This window comes from Crinalium epipsammum PCC 9333 (assembly GCF_000317495.1).
GTDB lineage: Bacteria > Cyanobacteriota > Cyanobacteriia > Cyanobacteriales > PCC-9333 > Crinalium > Crinalium epipsammum.
In genome coordinates this window covers 3,599,252-3,613,953 of record NC_019753.1, presented here as the reverse complement: position 1 = coordinate 3,613,953, position 14,702 = coordinate 3,599,252, and the positions used below count along the sequence as shown (strand labels likewise).

13 protein-coding genes and 1 pseudogene are annotated in these 14,702 nt (G+C 40.5%); 5 read left to right on the top strand and 9 right to left on the bottom strand.

Annotation, left to right across the window (positions count from 1 at the left end; all coding sequences use genetic code 11):
- Positions 1 to 191 precede the first annotated feature (191 nt).
- The 3 genes from CRI9333_RS28610 to CRI9333_RS25810 all read left to right on the top strand — a co-directional run bounded on the left by CRI9333_RS28610 (position 192) and on the right by CRI9333_RS25810 (position 893).
- Entirely contained in the window at positions 192 to 449 is a 258-nt protein-coding gene (locus CRI9333_RS28610) for a DUF6888 family protein (protein WP_390370022.1), read from the top strand.
- Positions 433 to 657, top strand: a complete 225-nt coding sequence (locus CRI9333_RS15725) for a DUF6887 family protein (RefSeq protein ID WP_015204156.1) — start codon at positions 433 to 435, stop codon at positions 655 to 657. Before CRI9333_RS28610 ends, CRI9333_RS15725 begins: the two co-directional genes overlap by 17 nt.
- 68 nt (positions 658 to 725) lie before the next feature.
- The gene (locus CRI9333_RS25810; protein ID WP_015204155.1) at positions 726 to 893 is read left to right on the top strand and encodes a type II toxin-antitoxin system HicB family antitoxin; all 168 of its coding nucleotides are present in this window, start codon (positions 726 to 728) and stop codon (positions 891 to 893) included.
- A gap of 98 nt (positions 894 to 991) precedes the next feature.
- Here the strand turns inward: CRI9333_RS25810 and CRI9333_RS15720 are convergent.
- The 4 genes and pseudogenes from CRI9333_RS15720 to CRI9333_RS15705 all read right to left on the bottom strand — a co-directional run.
- Positions 992 to 1,855, bottom strand: a pseudogene (locus CRI9333_RS15720) (WD40 repeat domain-containing protein); the annotation flags it as partial.
- Positions 1,856 to 2,255: 400 nt separating this feature from the next.
- The gene (locus CRI9333_RS15715) at positions 2,256 to 2,441 is read right to left on the bottom strand and encodes a hypothetical protein (RefSeq protein ID WP_015204153.1); all 186 of its coding nucleotides are present in this window, start codon (positions 2,439 to 2,441) and stop codon (positions 2,256 to 2,258) included.
- 32 nt (positions 2,442 to 2,473) lie between these two features.
- Entirely contained in the window at positions 2,474 to 3,592 is a 1,119-nt protein-coding gene (locus CRI9333_RS15710; protein ID WP_015204152.1) for an alpha/beta fold hydrolase, read from the bottom strand.
- Positions 3,593 to 3,760: 168 nt separating this feature from the next.
- Positions 3,761 to 5,878, bottom strand: a complete 2,118-nt coding sequence (locus CRI9333_RS15705) for a serine/threonine-protein kinase (protein ID WP_015204151.1) — start codon at positions 5,876 to 5,878, stop codon at positions 3,761 to 3,763.
- Positions 5,879 to 6,095: 217 nt separating this feature from the next.
- Between CRI9333_RS15705 and smpB the strand changes: the two genes are divergently transcribed.
- Complete coding sequence (gene smpB, locus CRI9333_RS15700; RefSeq protein ID WP_015204150.1) at positions 6,096 to 6,563, top strand: SsrA-binding protein SmpB; 468 nt, start codon at positions 6,096 to 6,098, stop codon at positions 6,561 to 6,563.
- 376 nt (positions 6,564 to 6,939) lie between these two features.
- Here smpB and CRI9333_RS15695 read toward each other — a convergent pair whose 3' ends face one another.
- From CRI9333_RS15695 to CRI9333_RS15675, 5 genes are all read right to left on the bottom strand, one after another.
- On the bottom strand, positions 6,940 to 8,040 hold the full coding sequence (locus CRI9333_RS15695; RefSeq protein WP_015201778.1) for an ISAs1 family transposase: 1,101 nt from the start codon (positions 8,038 to 8,040) through the stop codon (positions 6,940 to 6,942).
- 153 nt (positions 8,041 to 8,193) lie between these two features.
- Positions 8,194 to 9,591 carry an IctB family putative bicarbonate transporter gene (locus CRI9333_RS15690; protein ID WP_015204149.1) on the bottom strand — a complete coding sequence of 466 codons (1,398 nt, stop codon included), beginning with the start codon at positions 9,589 to 9,591 and terminating at the stop codon, positions 8,194 to 8,196.
- Between the two features lie 87 nt (positions 9,592 to 9,678).
- Entirely contained in the window at positions 9,679 to 11,334 is a 1,656-nt protein-coding gene (locus CRI9333_RS15685; protein WP_015204148.1) for a GAF domain-containing sensor histidine kinase, read from the bottom strand.
- 128 nt (positions 11,335 to 11,462) lie between these two features.
- On the bottom strand, positions 11,463 to 12,188 hold the full coding sequence (locus CRI9333_RS15680; protein ID WP_015204147.1) for a GUN4 domain-containing protein: 726 nt from the start codon (positions 12,186 to 12,188) through the stop codon (positions 11,463 to 11,465).
- Positions 12,189 to 12,276: 88 nt separating this feature from the next.
- Positions 12,277 to 12,990 (bottom strand): response regulator transcription factor, encoded by a 714-nt coding sequence (locus CRI9333_RS15675; protein WP_015204146.1) that lies wholly within the window; start codon positions 12,988 to 12,990, stop codon positions 12,277 to 12,279.
- A 261-nt stretch (positions 12,991 to 13,251) separates the two neighbouring features.
- Between CRI9333_RS15675 and CRI9333_RS15670 the strand changes: the two genes are divergently transcribed.
- Positions 13,252 to 14,676 carry an NADP-dependent isocitrate dehydrogenase gene (locus tag CRI9333_RS15670; protein ID WP_015204145.1) on the top strand — a complete coding sequence of 475 codons (1,425 nt, stop codon included), beginning with the start codon at positions 13,252 to 13,254 and terminating at the stop codon, positions 14,674 to 14,676.
- Positions 14,677 to 14,702 lie beyond the last annotated feature (26 nt).

Here is a 14,702-nt window from a genome sequence, read left to right as displayed (position 1 = left end):
GCATAGTGGGTTGAGAATAAATATGGTAAGAGAAATCAGACGATAAGTACCACAAGAGATTTATATTTCTTTAGCTGTGAAAGTAGTTCTAGCTGATACGCGATGCGCTGAGTGCTGAAGGCTTAGTTATTTTTAACGCAAAGGTCGCAGAGGTTTCGCAAAGGGCGCAAAGGCAGTATTAAGGTTATTGGTTGGGTGATAGGACGTTTTTATCTTTTTATGATTGTATTAGATGTGTCACCATTGAGGATAGAAACATTCAACCAACCAACGCTCAAGCTCAAGCCTGCTTACGAGTCTGCCAAATGCTGTCTAACAGTTATCGTAATATTGAATTATTTCGTTTCGATGACGAAACAGGTATTGTATTTATTCTTGCAGGTGAAGACATACAAATTATTATTCCCCCGAATGGACGCTGGAGGTTTTTAGATGCAACCGAATTTTGAGCAATTTAGCAATAAAGAACTGATTCAATATGCACTCACTCATCGAGATGAATTAGAACCATTGCGAGTTTTGTATCGTCGTCGGACTCCTGATGAACAAGCAACTTGGTATGAACCTATGATCGGGGAAGATGGGACACCAATTGAAGAAAATATTCAGCTTGCACAAGAAGCCATTCACCAGCGACTTGAAAAACATAAAAAATAACATTAAACAGGTCTAATAGACATCTCCAAAAGGCAAATTACAATAATGCTCAATGGGATTAATTAAAAATGAAGACTAAGTTACTAACAGCTATTGTTCATAAAGAAGAAGATCTGTATGTGGCAGAATGCCCAGAAATCGGAACAGTCGATCAAGGAGAAACAATTGAAGAAGCTCTTGCCAATTTGAAAGAAGCAACGCAGTTGTATCTGGAAGCAACTTCTGTTCTCAAATAATACCTGAAGGCTGCGTAGGCAGCCTTTGTTTCTATAGCCGTACCCTTCAGGGTGTCGGCTTTTGACAGAATCAAACAACTCTAACCAACCTACATCGGCTACCGCCAAATTTTGATCGTCTTGTCGTTACTACCACTAACTAAAGTCTGCCCATCCCGGCTAATGGCGATGGAATAAACCCAGCCGGAATGTCCCATGAGGGTGCGTATCTCTTGCCCGGTGGAGAGATTCCAGATTTTAATCGTGTTGTCCTCACTGCCACTAGCTAAAGTCTGCCCATCCGAGCTAATGGCGACGGATCTAACCGGGAAGGAATGTCCCGTGAGGGTGCGTATCTCTTGCCCGGTGGAGAGATTCCAGATTTTAATCGTGTTGTCCCCACTGCCACTAGCTAAAGTCTGCCCATCCCGGCTAATGGCAACGGAATTAACAAACTCGGAATGTCCCGTGAGGGTGCGTATCTCCTGCCCGGTGGAGAGATTCCAGATTTTAATCGTGTTGTCCTCACTGCCACTAGCTAAAGTCTGCCCATCCGAGCTAATGGCGACGGATTTAACTGGGAAGGAATGTCTCGTGAGGGTGTGTCTCACTTGCCCGGTGGAGAGATTCCAGATTTTAATCGTGTTGTCCCCACTGCCACTAGCTAAAGTCTGCCCATCCCGGCTAATGGCGACGGAATTAACAAACTCGGAATGTCCCGTGAGGGTGCGTATCTCCTGCCCGGTGGAGAGATTCCAGATTTTAATCGTGTTGTCCTCACTGCCACTAGCTAAAGTCTGCCCATCCGAGCTAATGGCGACGGATTTAACAAACTCGGAATGTCCTGTGAGGGTGCGTATCTCCTGCCCGGTGGAGAGATTCCAGATTTTGATCGTGCCGTCCTCACTGCCACTAGCTAAAGTCTGCCCATCCGAGCTAATGGCTACGGAATTAACAGAGTCGGAATGTCCTGTGAGGGTAGTTTTGAGTAAAGATGGGGAAGTTATTACAGAAATTGGATTTGCACCAAATCTAATTTGAGAATATATCCATCCTCCTCCCCAGATTGTTAATAAAATAGCGCCTCCTAGAATCCACTTATGCTTGAGCTTATGCATATTTAATTGCTGGTACAGGTTTTACTGACGGCGGTGCAGGAATTGTGGGAGGTACATTCGGCGTTGGCGACGGCGTTACAGGAACGGTTGGGGGGATTGTGACATAGGGGATTAAGGCAACAGATCATAACTGGGCATCTGCCAGAGGTTAGAACTATGATAGCGGACGCGATCGACCTTCTCATGGTGGCGATCGCTCTTGCTTAAAAACTCAAATAGGATGAGCGATACTTTTGTTGTTGTCGCGGGTGCGATCGTATTTCAATCACCCGTAAATTTCTCTGCGATGTCCTGCTTCGCGTCTTTTCCTGATATCCAGCAGTTTTTGTTTAACTTCTTCTTTTACTTCTTTACCCTCATCAGTATCTCCTAAATATTCCTCTAATGTTTCAACTATTGTTTCTCTAATCAAATCTTTAAATTCATCAGTTGTCATATCTTTAATTTGCATTTTTATCTCCTATTTATCAAATTTATCTTTAACTAAGCCTTACTTGCGATCGCACTACTAAAACTACTCACAGCTTCCGAAAATTGCTCATTTCTCTCCATTAAAGCCATGTGTCCACCTGGTTTTAATGTCACCAATTCCGCATTAGGTATTTCTGCTTGCATACGTGCGCTAGTTTCAGGAACAACTGCTATATCAGACTTACCCGTAACAACTAGCACCGGAACATTAATATTTTTTAGTGTTGCTGTTTCTTCTAACTTAAACATTGCTAAAGTGCCACGCGCTAACACTCCAGGTTCACCCAAAGCTGATAATAAAGCAGCGAAATTTAGTTGACCGCGAGTTTCTTTACCTGTAAATCCCGATAACTCCACACTAATATATAGTGAACCATTAAAATAACTTAACCAAGTCATTGCCCAAAAAATAGGCGATAAGAAAATAGTCAGGTATAAAATAGGTTCAAGCACTGGCTTTTGCAAAGCAGTTACTAAACCATTAAAAATACAAGTTTTGACTGGATTAATATAACTGGTATCTACAAGAATCAAACCAGCAACTCGACTTCCTAAAAGTTCAGGAAATAGCCGAGAAAATGTCAGCGTAATCATACCGCCCATACTATGTCCCAGTAAAATAACAGGTTTATCCCCAGCTATGGAAACAACTGCTTCTAAATCACGCGCATATTTTTCTAGAGAATAATCGTTATTTTTAGGTCTTTTCGATTTCCCTAAACCTGGTAAATCCCAAACAATTACTCGGAAGCGATCGCTCAATTGTTTCTTAGCATAATACCAAACAGTACTATTAGGTCCCCAACCGTGTGAAAAAATAATTGGTTGTCCATCTTCAGGTCCATAAAACTCTACGTGCAACTCGCTACCATCAGGTCTTTGTATGCGCTGTACACTACCAGTACGCATAAAACTTGGTTCATCATTTCCAGGGCGGTGAAATAATAGCGGAATAATAAAACGACCGCCAAAAGACCACAAAACTAGCGCAACTCCACCTAACAAGTAGGAATATCCTACCAGATCCCCTTCATACCATTCATAAAGAATATAGACACCCCCGCCAAGTATCCCAATGGACAATAGCCCAGCTAACCAAACCATCAGGAAAGTGAGAGGCATCAAAACCATGAGCAGAAACCTTAAGTGATTGTATTAGCAACTTATCAAGTGATATTGAGGTTACACCACAATCGGATTTCTCACAATTCGACCTGGGGTATAAAATCAAGAAAAATAAGGCATACAAACTACCAAAGGCAACTTTTAAATAATTAACAATTAATTTACAAATTGTATTTAAAAATTTATCTGCTGTTGATTAATTTCTTCTTTATTTTCCTCAATATTAACTTTTTCAGCCTCTAACTGTTTCTGTGCGTCATTTCGCGCTGTTACTGCTTCTAAGTAATTTGGCTTATATCTAATTGCTTGATCGTAAGATGCGATCGCACTTTCATATCTCTTTAAATTCAACAATGCGTTCCCGCGACTATACCAAGCCTCGTAGTAATCTGGTTTATAGCGTACCGCTTGAGCGTAAGATGCGATCGCATCCTCATATCGCTGTAATTGATATAGGGAATTTCCCCGATTATACCAAGTTTGATAATTATTTCGCTTCAACTCTATAGCTTTAGAATAAGATGCGATCGCACTTTCATATCGTTGCAATTGATGCAATGCCCAGCCACGACTATACCAAGTTTGATAATTAGATTGCTGAAGTTTTACGGCTTGATCATAAGACTCAACCGCTTCTGAGTATTTACCTAAATTAACCAGTATATTTGCGCGACTATACCAGGCTTGATAATTAGATGGCTGAAATTTTACCGCCTGATCATAAGATTCAATCGCTTCTTTATTTTTATTTAAATTGACTAAAGAATTGCCTCTATTATACCATGCTACCGAGTAATCCGGTTTATATGAAACGGCTTGCTCGTAAGATGAAATTGCCTCATCATATCTTTGTAAATTATGTAAAGCCCATCCTCTACTATTCCAACTTACATAATCATCCGGCTGGAACTGTAAAGCTTTATCATAAGAAGTAATAGCTTCCTGATATCGTTGTAAACCTATCAGCGCCTCACCTCTACCTTTCCATGCTTCAGGATAATTAATTTGTAATTGAATAGCTTTTTCAAAAGCATCAATTGCGTCTGGATATTTTTTTAAATTATTTAATGCGTCTCCTCTACCAACCCAAGCTTCGACAGCATTTTGCTTAATTTGAATTGCTTGCTCATAAGCTTGCTGTGCATCTTCATAACGTTTCAAAGCTAACAGCATTTTTCCTTTAGCTAACCAAGCTTCTAAATATTCTGGCTTAAGGTTAATAGCTTTTTGGTAAACCTTTAAAGCATCTTCATATTTATTTAACTCAGCTAAAGCATTACCTCGTTGATATAATTCCGTAGCATTAGAGTAATTAATTATATTATTAATTGTTATTCCCCCAGCAAATATTATTCCAGTTACGGCTATAGAACCAAATAAACTATATATAAGTTTTTTAACTTTTATATTGGGGCGAGGATGAGTACCCTGTAATGAAGCTTGAGGAGGTGCAATAACTACCGTGTTAAAATTTTTAATTGCTGCTAAAGCTTCAGTTGCGGACTGATAGCGATCGCGGAAATCATACCGCACCATTTTATCTAAAACATCACCTAAATCAGCACTAACTGATGCTTGATTACGCCAAACAATTTCATTTGTCTGAGCGTCGAATGTTAATTGATTAGGTAGTAACCCAGTAAGCGCCTGAATACCAATTATCCCCACCGCATAAATATCACTACTTAATCTAGGATTACCATTGGCTTGTTCACTAGGTAAATATCCGCGAGTACCAATTGCCACAGTCACGTTAATATTACTATTAACATTAGTAACTACAGTAGTACTAAGCTTAACCGCACCAAAATCAATTAAAACTAACTTTCCATCTTGACTACGCCTAATTAAATTATCGGGATTAACATCACGATGAATCACATTTTGCTGATGGACAAATTCTAAGATTTCCAATATCTCTATCAGCAACCTAATAACTTGATCTTCACCTAACTGCTGACCTGCAACTATTTCCTCACTGAGATTATTACCTGGAATAAATTCCTGAACTAAATAAAACTCTTGATTTTCCTCAAAAAAAGCAAAAAGCTGTGGAATCTGATTGTGATTACCCAACTGATATAAAACTTGTGCTTCAGTATCAAATAAACGCCTAGCCGTTTGCAAAGTCAACAAATCAGTTGCTTGCGGCTTTAATTGCTTAACAACACAGCGATGGTTTCCAGGTAGATGTAAATCTTCAGCCAGGAAGGTAGTACCAAACCCTCCTTGTCCTAGCAAGCTAATAATTTGGTAGCGCCCACCTAATGCTTGTCCAATGCCCAAATTCATGCAGTGATGTGTAAAAAGTAATTTTGGGTAACTCCTATACAGGATTAACCTACATAGTTAATCTTGATTTTGGCACAATCAGACTTAGTACTAAATTTTGTATGACCAATCACCCATGACCAATGACCAATGACCAGCCATCATGTTAAGTTTATTTCTATCTAGGGACTTAATTTTCTTATAGCTATCTTTTTCAAACTAAGGCTAAATTTAATATATGAGTGAAAAAAGTGATGGATTTAAAGTAGTTAGTGATAACCGTCAAGCCCGTTACCTCTATGAAATCCTAGAAACTTACGAAGCTGGGATAGAGTTAAAGGGTACAGAGGTTAAGTCAATCCGCGAAGGTAGGTCTAACATCAGAGATGGCTATGCCTTGATTCGCAATGGGGAAGCATTCTTAATTAACGTTCATGTATCACCACACCCTACTACCAGCCAGTATTTTAACCATGACCCGCGCCGTACTCGTAAATTGTTGCTTCACAAGCAAGAAATCCGCAAGCTGATTGGCAAAGTGGAACAGCAGGGATTAACCTTGGTGCCATTAAAAATGTACCTGAAAAACGGCAAAGCTAAGATCAGTATCGGTCTTGCTAAAGGTAAGAAGTTACACGATAAGCGTCAAGACTTGAAGCAACGTCAAGACAAACGCGATATGCAACGGGCAATGAAACGTGATTAGCGCGATTAGCTATCAAATTTAGGGCGGGATGATGATAAGCATGATGTAGAGACGCGAAATTTCGCGTCTCTACTTACGGTGAGATCCCCCTAAATCCCCCTTAAAAAGGGGGACTTTGAATGTTCCCCCCTTTTTAAGGGGGGTTAGGGGCAGGGCTGTTTCATTTTCCAGAATTATATTTCCAACATTGACTCTAAATCTTTTTTATTTATCAAATTAAAATTTAGCACTAATGTTTAATATAACTTTAATTAATTATTCCTTGATAGATTAACTCTATACACAGCATAAATTTTCCGATGCTTTATCCCATCAGGCTTGAAGCTCCTCTTAAGTTATTTTTTTAACGAAAACTACTGCTGATAATTTTCAAATTTTAAGTCAATTCTTCCGTCATAATGAGCAGTTTGTTCCAGTGATTACCTAACCACCTTTTTCCCTCGGTTATAGAGATGAAACCCAAGCCGCGAAAAAGATTCAAAACTATTGTTTTTAAAATGGAAAAATTAGTAGCTGCTTGAATTTGATGAATTTTCATTTTATCTTCATTTAAAATTACGTCTTTGACCCAGTGAACTTGATTTTCTATTCGCCAATGCCCTCTAATTCTTTGGTTAAACGTTTCCGCATCTGCGCTCATGCTACTGATGTAATAAACTGTTTCTTGATATGGTGAGCTTCCTCTCCATCCCCAGCGTTCTACTTTAATCAAGCTTTGAATATGTGACCAGTTTTTCAATTTAATAATATTATTAAAAACTGTTACTTCTCGAGTTACTTGTCGTCCATGACTTTGTTCTTTAGTGATACATCGGCTGGATGGCTCAATCATATTTGTTAAAGTTTTTACTTGCTCATACAATTTATTTTGGTTTTTCTTTAAAGCAATTAAATAATTATTTTGACTTTTGATAATTGCTCTAGTTGTAGTTTGATTACAATGCAGCGCATCGGCGCTTATTACTTTTCCTTTAAAACCGCAATTCCTTACTATATCTTGAACTTCGGCAATTTCTGACTTACTTTTATTCTCGATTTTACTCAGGGCTATCACTAATCCTGTTAGTTGACTAAATACAGAAACTATTACCCCAAAATTTTGCGATTTATCTGCATAGTTTGTTACTGTGCTTCTCAAACTTTTTCCATCAATTGCCAACCAGTCTGTTTCATCTATTTGCGGATAGTTTTCTTTAGCCCACTGATTAAAAACTTCGCTGAGATTTTGCCAGTCCATGCCCATCATTACCCTTCTTATAGTTGCACAAGATGGTAATCTTTCCGTAAATATTTCCAAGTTATTAATCAGATTCCTTTGCTCATATTTTACAAAATGCCCAATTTCTCTATAGCCCTGATACCCTGACATCATCCCTAAAACTACTACTAATAATACTATCCATAAGGGATGTCTTTTTCCTTGACTTTTACGAAAATCCTTGACTTTCTTCAAGTGTTCTATTAGACTAACAAGCATGATTTTATTAAAAAAAAAGAGCGATCACTGTGATTTTATCAGGTAGCGATCGCTCTTTCTTTAAGAATTTGCCTTGGAAAATGAAACAGCCCTGGGGTTAGGGGGGATCAAGGTTTCAGGCTTTTGGTGCGTAATTCCTAACTGCACTGTCATTCAATCTTGCTCATCTGGGTGGCTGCCCATTAACAACCTGGGTGGATTGTAATAACTAGCAATCACAGCCACCATGAACCACCAGAGAGTATTTACTTCAGGGCGATACCAAACAGTATCAAACAAGCCGTGACCAAGCAAACCTAGCATACCCGCGATCGCACCCATTAACCAAAATGCCTCACCGTTGGCAAATTTCCGCAGCCGCCCTAATTGGCGCACTCCTTGGTTAAAAGTCACAATTAGCAGCCACAGGAAACAACTTAACCCAATAAATCCAGTTTCTACAGCCAGTTCCAACACTATAGAATACGCGCTGAGGGCGCTATAACGGGGGCTGACTTGAAATAACGGATAAACTTTGTTGAAAGCAGTATTTCCTGGACCAATGCCGAGTATAGGACGATCTTCGATCATCTTAATTACCGCCGTCCAGACATTAATGCGGAAATTATTACTACTATCTCCGCGACCTGCAAACATACTACCAACGCGATCGCGCACTGGATCAACAAATGCCACCGTTAGTGTTAATACCAGTGCCAAACTTCCTAACAGCAATGGTAACGACCACTTGCGCCAAAAACTCGGTAGATACACACTCCACCAAAAAAGCTGTAAAACTAAGAAAACGAACACTATCAATACAAAGCCAATCCAACCACCACGACTGAAAGTGAGGATCATACAGGCTGTATTGACAACAAACATAGTTAATGCTAGTGCTTTAGGCATCCAACCACGCCAAGCAAACAATGCTGCCAAAGATAAAGCGATCGCAGGTAGCAAATAAGCAGCAAGTAAATTAGGATTACCCAAATAGCTATAAACTCGTGTTGTTTTCGACATAGTAGATGTCGGATCGACCCAAGTAGCTAATTGCGCCGCGCCAAAAAACCATTGACGTAACCCATATACACTTACAATCAAAGCTACGTGCAAATAAACCGTAATTAACCACGAACGTAGACGGGGCGATCGCACCACCCGTGACATCAAAGCAAAAAACAACAAATATAAAGTTAGCTTTGTCCAACCAGTAAAAGCTGCATTCTTTACCGGAGACATCGCCGTAGCAACCGTAGCAATGCCCCAATATAGCAGCACTAACAAATTAATCGGCGTTGCAGCAGTTCTAGTATTATCAGATAGTGTCAGCAGCACCCAATAACCAGCACTAGCCAACAACAACACACCCACAAGTTCATTCGCCACAAAGGGTGCTAAAGCAAAAACCAAACTAATTAACCCTGCCCCTATCCCTTCAGCCCACTGCATCAACCAGCTACTTTGTCGCCACGCTTGCAGAGGACCAACCAAGCGATAAAGATAGCTGCTACTGCGCCACTGAGAAAGAGGCAAATCTGATAAAGTAAATCGTTGCCAAACTAAATTCATAAATTAGAGATTGAAGCTTGGGGATTGAGTTGCCAAAGTAACTTAACACTCAATGGTAAAAACTCACAATTTTTCCCAAACTTAACACTACAGTGGATCGTCCCCCGTTACTATATGGGGCAAACTGACTACATAGCGATAACCCCACTCTGGCGAACCTTGAACTAAAATTTCACCCCCATGCGTTTCTGCTAAACAGCAACTGAGTAATAACCCCAAACTTTCACGCGAGTCATTGCCGACAGCAGACTTAATGTTGAGATCCTCAGCATTCATCAACGCCGCCACTAGAGGAGTACTTGTTAGCGTTTCGCTTCCCAAAGGTAAATAAGCATCAGCTACTTGATCTTGAATAACAGTAGCATTGTCCTGTAAAAGTTCAGAATTATTAGCAATCTTAGCAATACCAGATTCAGAGTACAGTTCAACTTGAGGAAGGCAATCACCTAACCAAGGATGAGACACCCAGAGTGCCATATTGAGTTTTTCACTTTTATGAGAAAGATGGATACGCACCACACACCCGACTTCTGCTGATTGAATTAAACTCAACAGCAGGTAGTACAATATCTGACGGATTTTATCTTTATCCACCAACCAAATCCGATTTCCAGGTTCTACCGACAACCGTAGCTGTTGCTGTCTATGATGAGCTACCTGTTCCAAGCTTTTAATCGCCTGTTGGCAAACCATTTCAATATTTACAGAAGTGAGTTGAAGTTTTTGATTATTTTCATCCAATAAACCTAACGCGGCAATCTCGTCTACTAAAGAAACTAGACTCTGACCGCTATGGTGAATAATATTTAGATATTCTTTTTGTTTACTACTTAAAGGGCCATAAATTTCTCGATTTAATACACTCGTCATCCCCATTACAGAAGTCAAAGGCGTGCGTAATTCCTGGCTGATGTGAGTCAGCAGTTTAACTTTAAGTTTTTGAGTGGTAAATTCTTGAGATTGATGACTTTGATTATTTCCCTGACTTAGGGAAATATGGCTATTTGAATTAATACTAATAGCGGGGTTTACAGATGTAGCACAAGCAAACTCTAACGACTCATTTTTATTTAGTACTGATGATGGCACTACAGAGTAACGGTGTAAATCAGAATTGGTATGCAGCCCTAAAACTCTTGTTTGTTTAGCTTTTACCAAACAGTTACGTTCAATTTCCGTAACCACCAGTCGAGCCAACAACATCAAGAATTCGATATCTTTGCTACTAAAGTTACGAGGAATCAGATCCATCACTGCCAGTGTACCCAAACAATGTCCAGATGCCGTAAGCAAAGGTGCGCCTAAGTAAGCACGAATACCATAATGTTGAAATAATGAACTTCTAGAAAATTCTCCATCCGTCGCTGTATCTGAAATCGCTAAAACTTGATGACTATCGACAACATGAGTGCAAAATGATTCATTACGAGACAGTTGCCGAGATGTCAGCAACTCATTCATTAATCCCAAGCGAGATAAACCAACAGCCGACTTAATCCACTGTCGATCTTCTGTCATTAAGCCCACAATACTGATCGGTGTTTCTAAAAATCGGCAAGCTGTTTGAGTCGCTTCTTCAAACACTGGCAGAGTGTCTGTTTTAAGTAGACCAAACTCCGCCAAAATCTTGAAGCGTTGCTGTTCTTTTACTGCGGGCGTGAAATTATCAAGACGACAAAAAAGCCTACTCTCTGGACTTTCCATGACCATCTCTGCCCCAATCCTTGCTGCTATATTGCTCATCCCAATGCTGCTGAATAGTTAACCTTATAACTAAGGTTCCCTCTTAACAATGAACAATGAACAATTAACAGTGACCGATGACCAATGACCGATAACTGATGACCCGACTTAAATTCGGCTGCAATGTGTTAATTGTTCATTGTCCAAGCAGGGTGAGACAGCAAAGAGGAGATAACTCGCACTCCTCGCAACTGATTTGATAGAGGTAGATGCCCCTTGGGTGCTGTTAAAGCCCAAGTAAACTCATTCGGATAACGAGTCCAAGCGTTGCCGTTTTTCCAACCAATTTTAGACCAGAGTTTTTCCCAATTTTTACCAACAGCCAACCAAAGTTCGCGCTGTACAGAAAAGCCAAACTTGCCTTCTGAGTGCAGTAACCACAAATTATTAATGGTTTGGAGATCAGTAATTGGAAAATTTTCTACCTCTGTAAAATACAGCCATTTTCTTTGTAGTGCATCAGAACCCGCCAATTCACACAGCTTTAGGTTAGAGAGACGATCAGCCTCTTCAAAGTCTTGTTGAGCAAGCAGTTTTTGGAGAGGGCTATAATCAATTCCACGCTCAGACTTTAATGGCACAATCCCAGTCGGAAAGTTGGTATTGAGAAATTCAGTTGCCTTGGCTGAGTTCGCCTGATAAAGAGCTTGATAAGCAATACCGTCAACTAAACTTGGTGGTGAAGAGCGACGTTCCGATAAAAATTCCATCAATAACTGTAAACCGACATCACCAGAACTGAGAACTTCGGGAATCAGTTTTTGTTGATTTTTCTCAGTTTCTGACTTGAACTTGTAGCGAATATCAGCGATGTTGTCGGATGTGTCTGGTGAGGTAGTGGTTAGATCACTCATTAAGCGACTCGGCGTGCTGGTTACTTGTGGCTGGAGTTATCTGTGCATTAATTAGCTTACCAGCATAGCTAAATATCAGCCAATAATTTTACTTCGGTTCCGGTAGGCGGTAGCCATTTTCGTAGGCAAAGCGCACTAGCTGAGAGCGATTGGCTAAATCTAACTTATTAAGTATATTACTAAGATGAGTTTGCACTGTACGGGGGCTGATAAACAAGCGATCGCTAATCTGTTTATTTGTAAAACCTTGAATCACTTCCCAAAAAACTCTCGCTTCGGCTGGTGTCAATGGTAAATCTACTGGTTGAGTAGATACCATCTCAACTGTGCGCTCTTTTTCTAACAGTGGTTTTTCAGGTGCAGGCGGTAGAGGCATCGCGGGTGAACGGCTAGCCAAATGCTGCATCAACATTACCATTTCTGAATGTATCCGGCGCGATCGCTCTAGTTGAGCCTCAATCTTGGCGATTAATTCCCTGGGATCAACAGGTTTAGTTAAATAATCATCCCCCCCAATCGTGTGACCTTTAATCCGATCTTCTAAATCTCCTTTCGCCGATAAAAAAATAAACGGTACTAATTGCCCAAATCTACTAGCCCTCAACTGACGGCAAAATTCTAAACCGTTCATCTCTGGCATCATCACGTCAGATACGACTACATCAGGTGGCTCTTGCTCGAAAGCAGTTAATGCTTCAACTCCAGAACTCGCTTCGTTGACTTGGTATCCCTGCTTGTGCAAATGATGGCTCAAGATAGTTCGCAGAGTTCTATCATCATCAACCACTAAAATCTTTTTCACGTCAATTAACCTACTTGGCTTAAAATCCTGATGGTGATGCAACCCCTCTAGACTGAACTATGTATAGCTCTATACAACAATAGTATGCCTGTTTCTATTTATCTGTCTGTTAACAATTTTGAACAACTCAAATGTTTTGAATAGCTTATTTGAGCATCAGCACAAAAAAGCTTGATTTCAGTACCATTAGCTAGATTAATCTAGTAGCCTGCCTCTAAAAGCACGCTTGTCGGCTAAATTATCCAAAAACTCAACAGCAATATGTACGAAAAAATCACACCCCCTGATACTGGCTCTCGGATTACCTTCCAAAATGGCGAACCAATTGTGCCAGACAACCCTATTATTCCCTTCCTGCGTGGAGATGGAACAGGTGTTGATATTTGGCCTGCTGCTCAGAAGGTATTTGATGCAGCAGTTCAAACTGCCTATGGCGATAAACGACGCATTAGTTGGTTTAAAGTTTATGCTGGTGACGAAGCTTGTGAAAAGTACGGCACATACCAATATTTGCCTGAAGATACTCTTAACGCGATCAAAGAGTTTGGTATTGCCATCAAAGGGCCACTGACAACACCAGTCGGAGGCGGGATTCGTTCACTTAATGTCGCCCTACGTCAAATTCACGACCTCTACGCCTGTGTGCGCCCTTGTAAATACTATCAAGGTACGCCTTCCCCCCACAAAACCCCAGAAAAACTCGATGTGATTGTTTATCGAGAAAATACAGAAGACATTTATCTGGGAATTGAGTGGCGACAAGGCAGTGAAATGGCTAACAAAATCATTCATTTGCTAAATACTGAATTGATTCCAGCCACTCCCGAACATGGCAAAAAGCAAATTCCACTCGATTCTGGCATTGGAATCAAACCAATTAGTAGAACAGGCTCTCAGCGTCTAGTTCGTCGCGCTATGCAGCACGCCCTGCGCCTACCTAAAAATAAGCAAATGGTTACTTTGGTGCATAAGGGCAACATTATGAAGTATACCGAAGGAGCCTTCCGCGACTGGGGTTATGAACTAGCGACTACAGAATTCCGTAACCAGTGTGTGACTGAACGAGAATCTTGGATTCTTTCTAACAAAGAGAAGAACCCAGATATTACCACCGCAGAAAATGCCAGCGAGATTGAGCCAGGGTATGATTCTCTGACCGAGGAAAAACAAGCTGCTATTTGTCGTGAAGTGGAAAATGTGCTGAATAGCATCTGGGAAACTCACGGCAATGGTCAATGGAAAGATAAGGTGATGGTCAATGACCGAATTGCCGACAGTATTTTTCAACAAATTCAGACCAGACCAGATGAATACTCTATTCTTGCTACGATGAATCTGAATGGAGATTATTTATCTGATGCTGCTGCTGCGATCGTTGGTGGGTTAGGCATGGGACCAGGAGCTAATATTGGTGATAATTGTGCCATTTTTGAAGCTACACACGGCACTGCTCCTAAACACGCGGGTCTCGATCGCATTAACCCTGGTTCTGTGATTTTATCAGGGGTAATGATGTTGGAGTTTATGGGTTGGCAAGAAGCGGCTGACTTGATTAAACAAGGCATTGGTAAAGCTATCTCTAATCGAGAAGTTACTTATGATTTAGCTCGGATGATGGAACCACCTGTTGAGCCACCTCTCAAGTGTTCTGAGTTTGCTGAGGCAATTATCAAAAATTTCGGTTGAATCTGAGTTAAGAGTCAGAAGTGAGG

Coding starts and splice junctions, on each gene's coding strand:
- CRI9333_RS15725 (WP_015204156.1), top strand. CDS start 433: ATGCAACCGAATTTTGAGCAATTTAGCAATAAAGAACTGATTCAATAT.
- CRI9333_RS25810 (WP_015204155.1), top strand. CDS start 726: ATGAAGACTAAGTTACTAACAGCTATTGTTCATAAAGAAGAAGATCTG.
- CRI9333_RS15715 (WP_015204153.1), bottom strand. CDS start 2,441: ATGCAAATTAAAGATATGACAACTGATGAATTTAAAGATTTGATTAGA.
- CRI9333_RS15710 (WP_015204152.1), bottom strand. CDS start 3,592: ATGGTTTTGATGCCTCTCACTTTCCTGATGGTTTGGTTAGCTGGGCTA.
- CRI9333_RS15705 (WP_015204151.1), bottom strand. CDS start 5,878: ATGAATTTGGGCATTGGACAAGCATTAGGTGGGCGCTACCAAATTATT.
- smpB (WP_015204150.1), top strand. CDS start 6,096: ATGAGTGAAAAAAGTGATGGATTTAAAGTAGTTAGTGATAACCGTCAA.
- CRI9333_RS15695 (WP_015201778.1), bottom strand. CDS start 8,040: ATGCTTGTTAGTCTAATAGAACACTTGAAGAAAGTCAAGGATTTTCGT.
- CRI9333_RS15690 (WP_015204149.1), bottom strand. CDS start 9,591: ATGAATTTAGTTTGGCAACGATTTACTTTATCAGATTTGCCTCTTTCT.
- CRI9333_RS15685 (WP_015204148.1), bottom strand. CDS start 11,334: ATGAGCAATATAGCAGCAAGGATTGGGGCAGAGATGGTCATGGAAAGT.
- CRI9333_RS15680 (WP_015204147.1), bottom strand. CDS start 12,188: ATGAGTGATCTAACCACTACCTCACCAGACACATCCGACAACATCGCT.
- CRI9333_RS15670 (WP_015204145.1), top strand. CDS start 13,252: ATGTACGAAAAAATCACACCCCCTGATACTGGCTCTCGGATTACCTTC.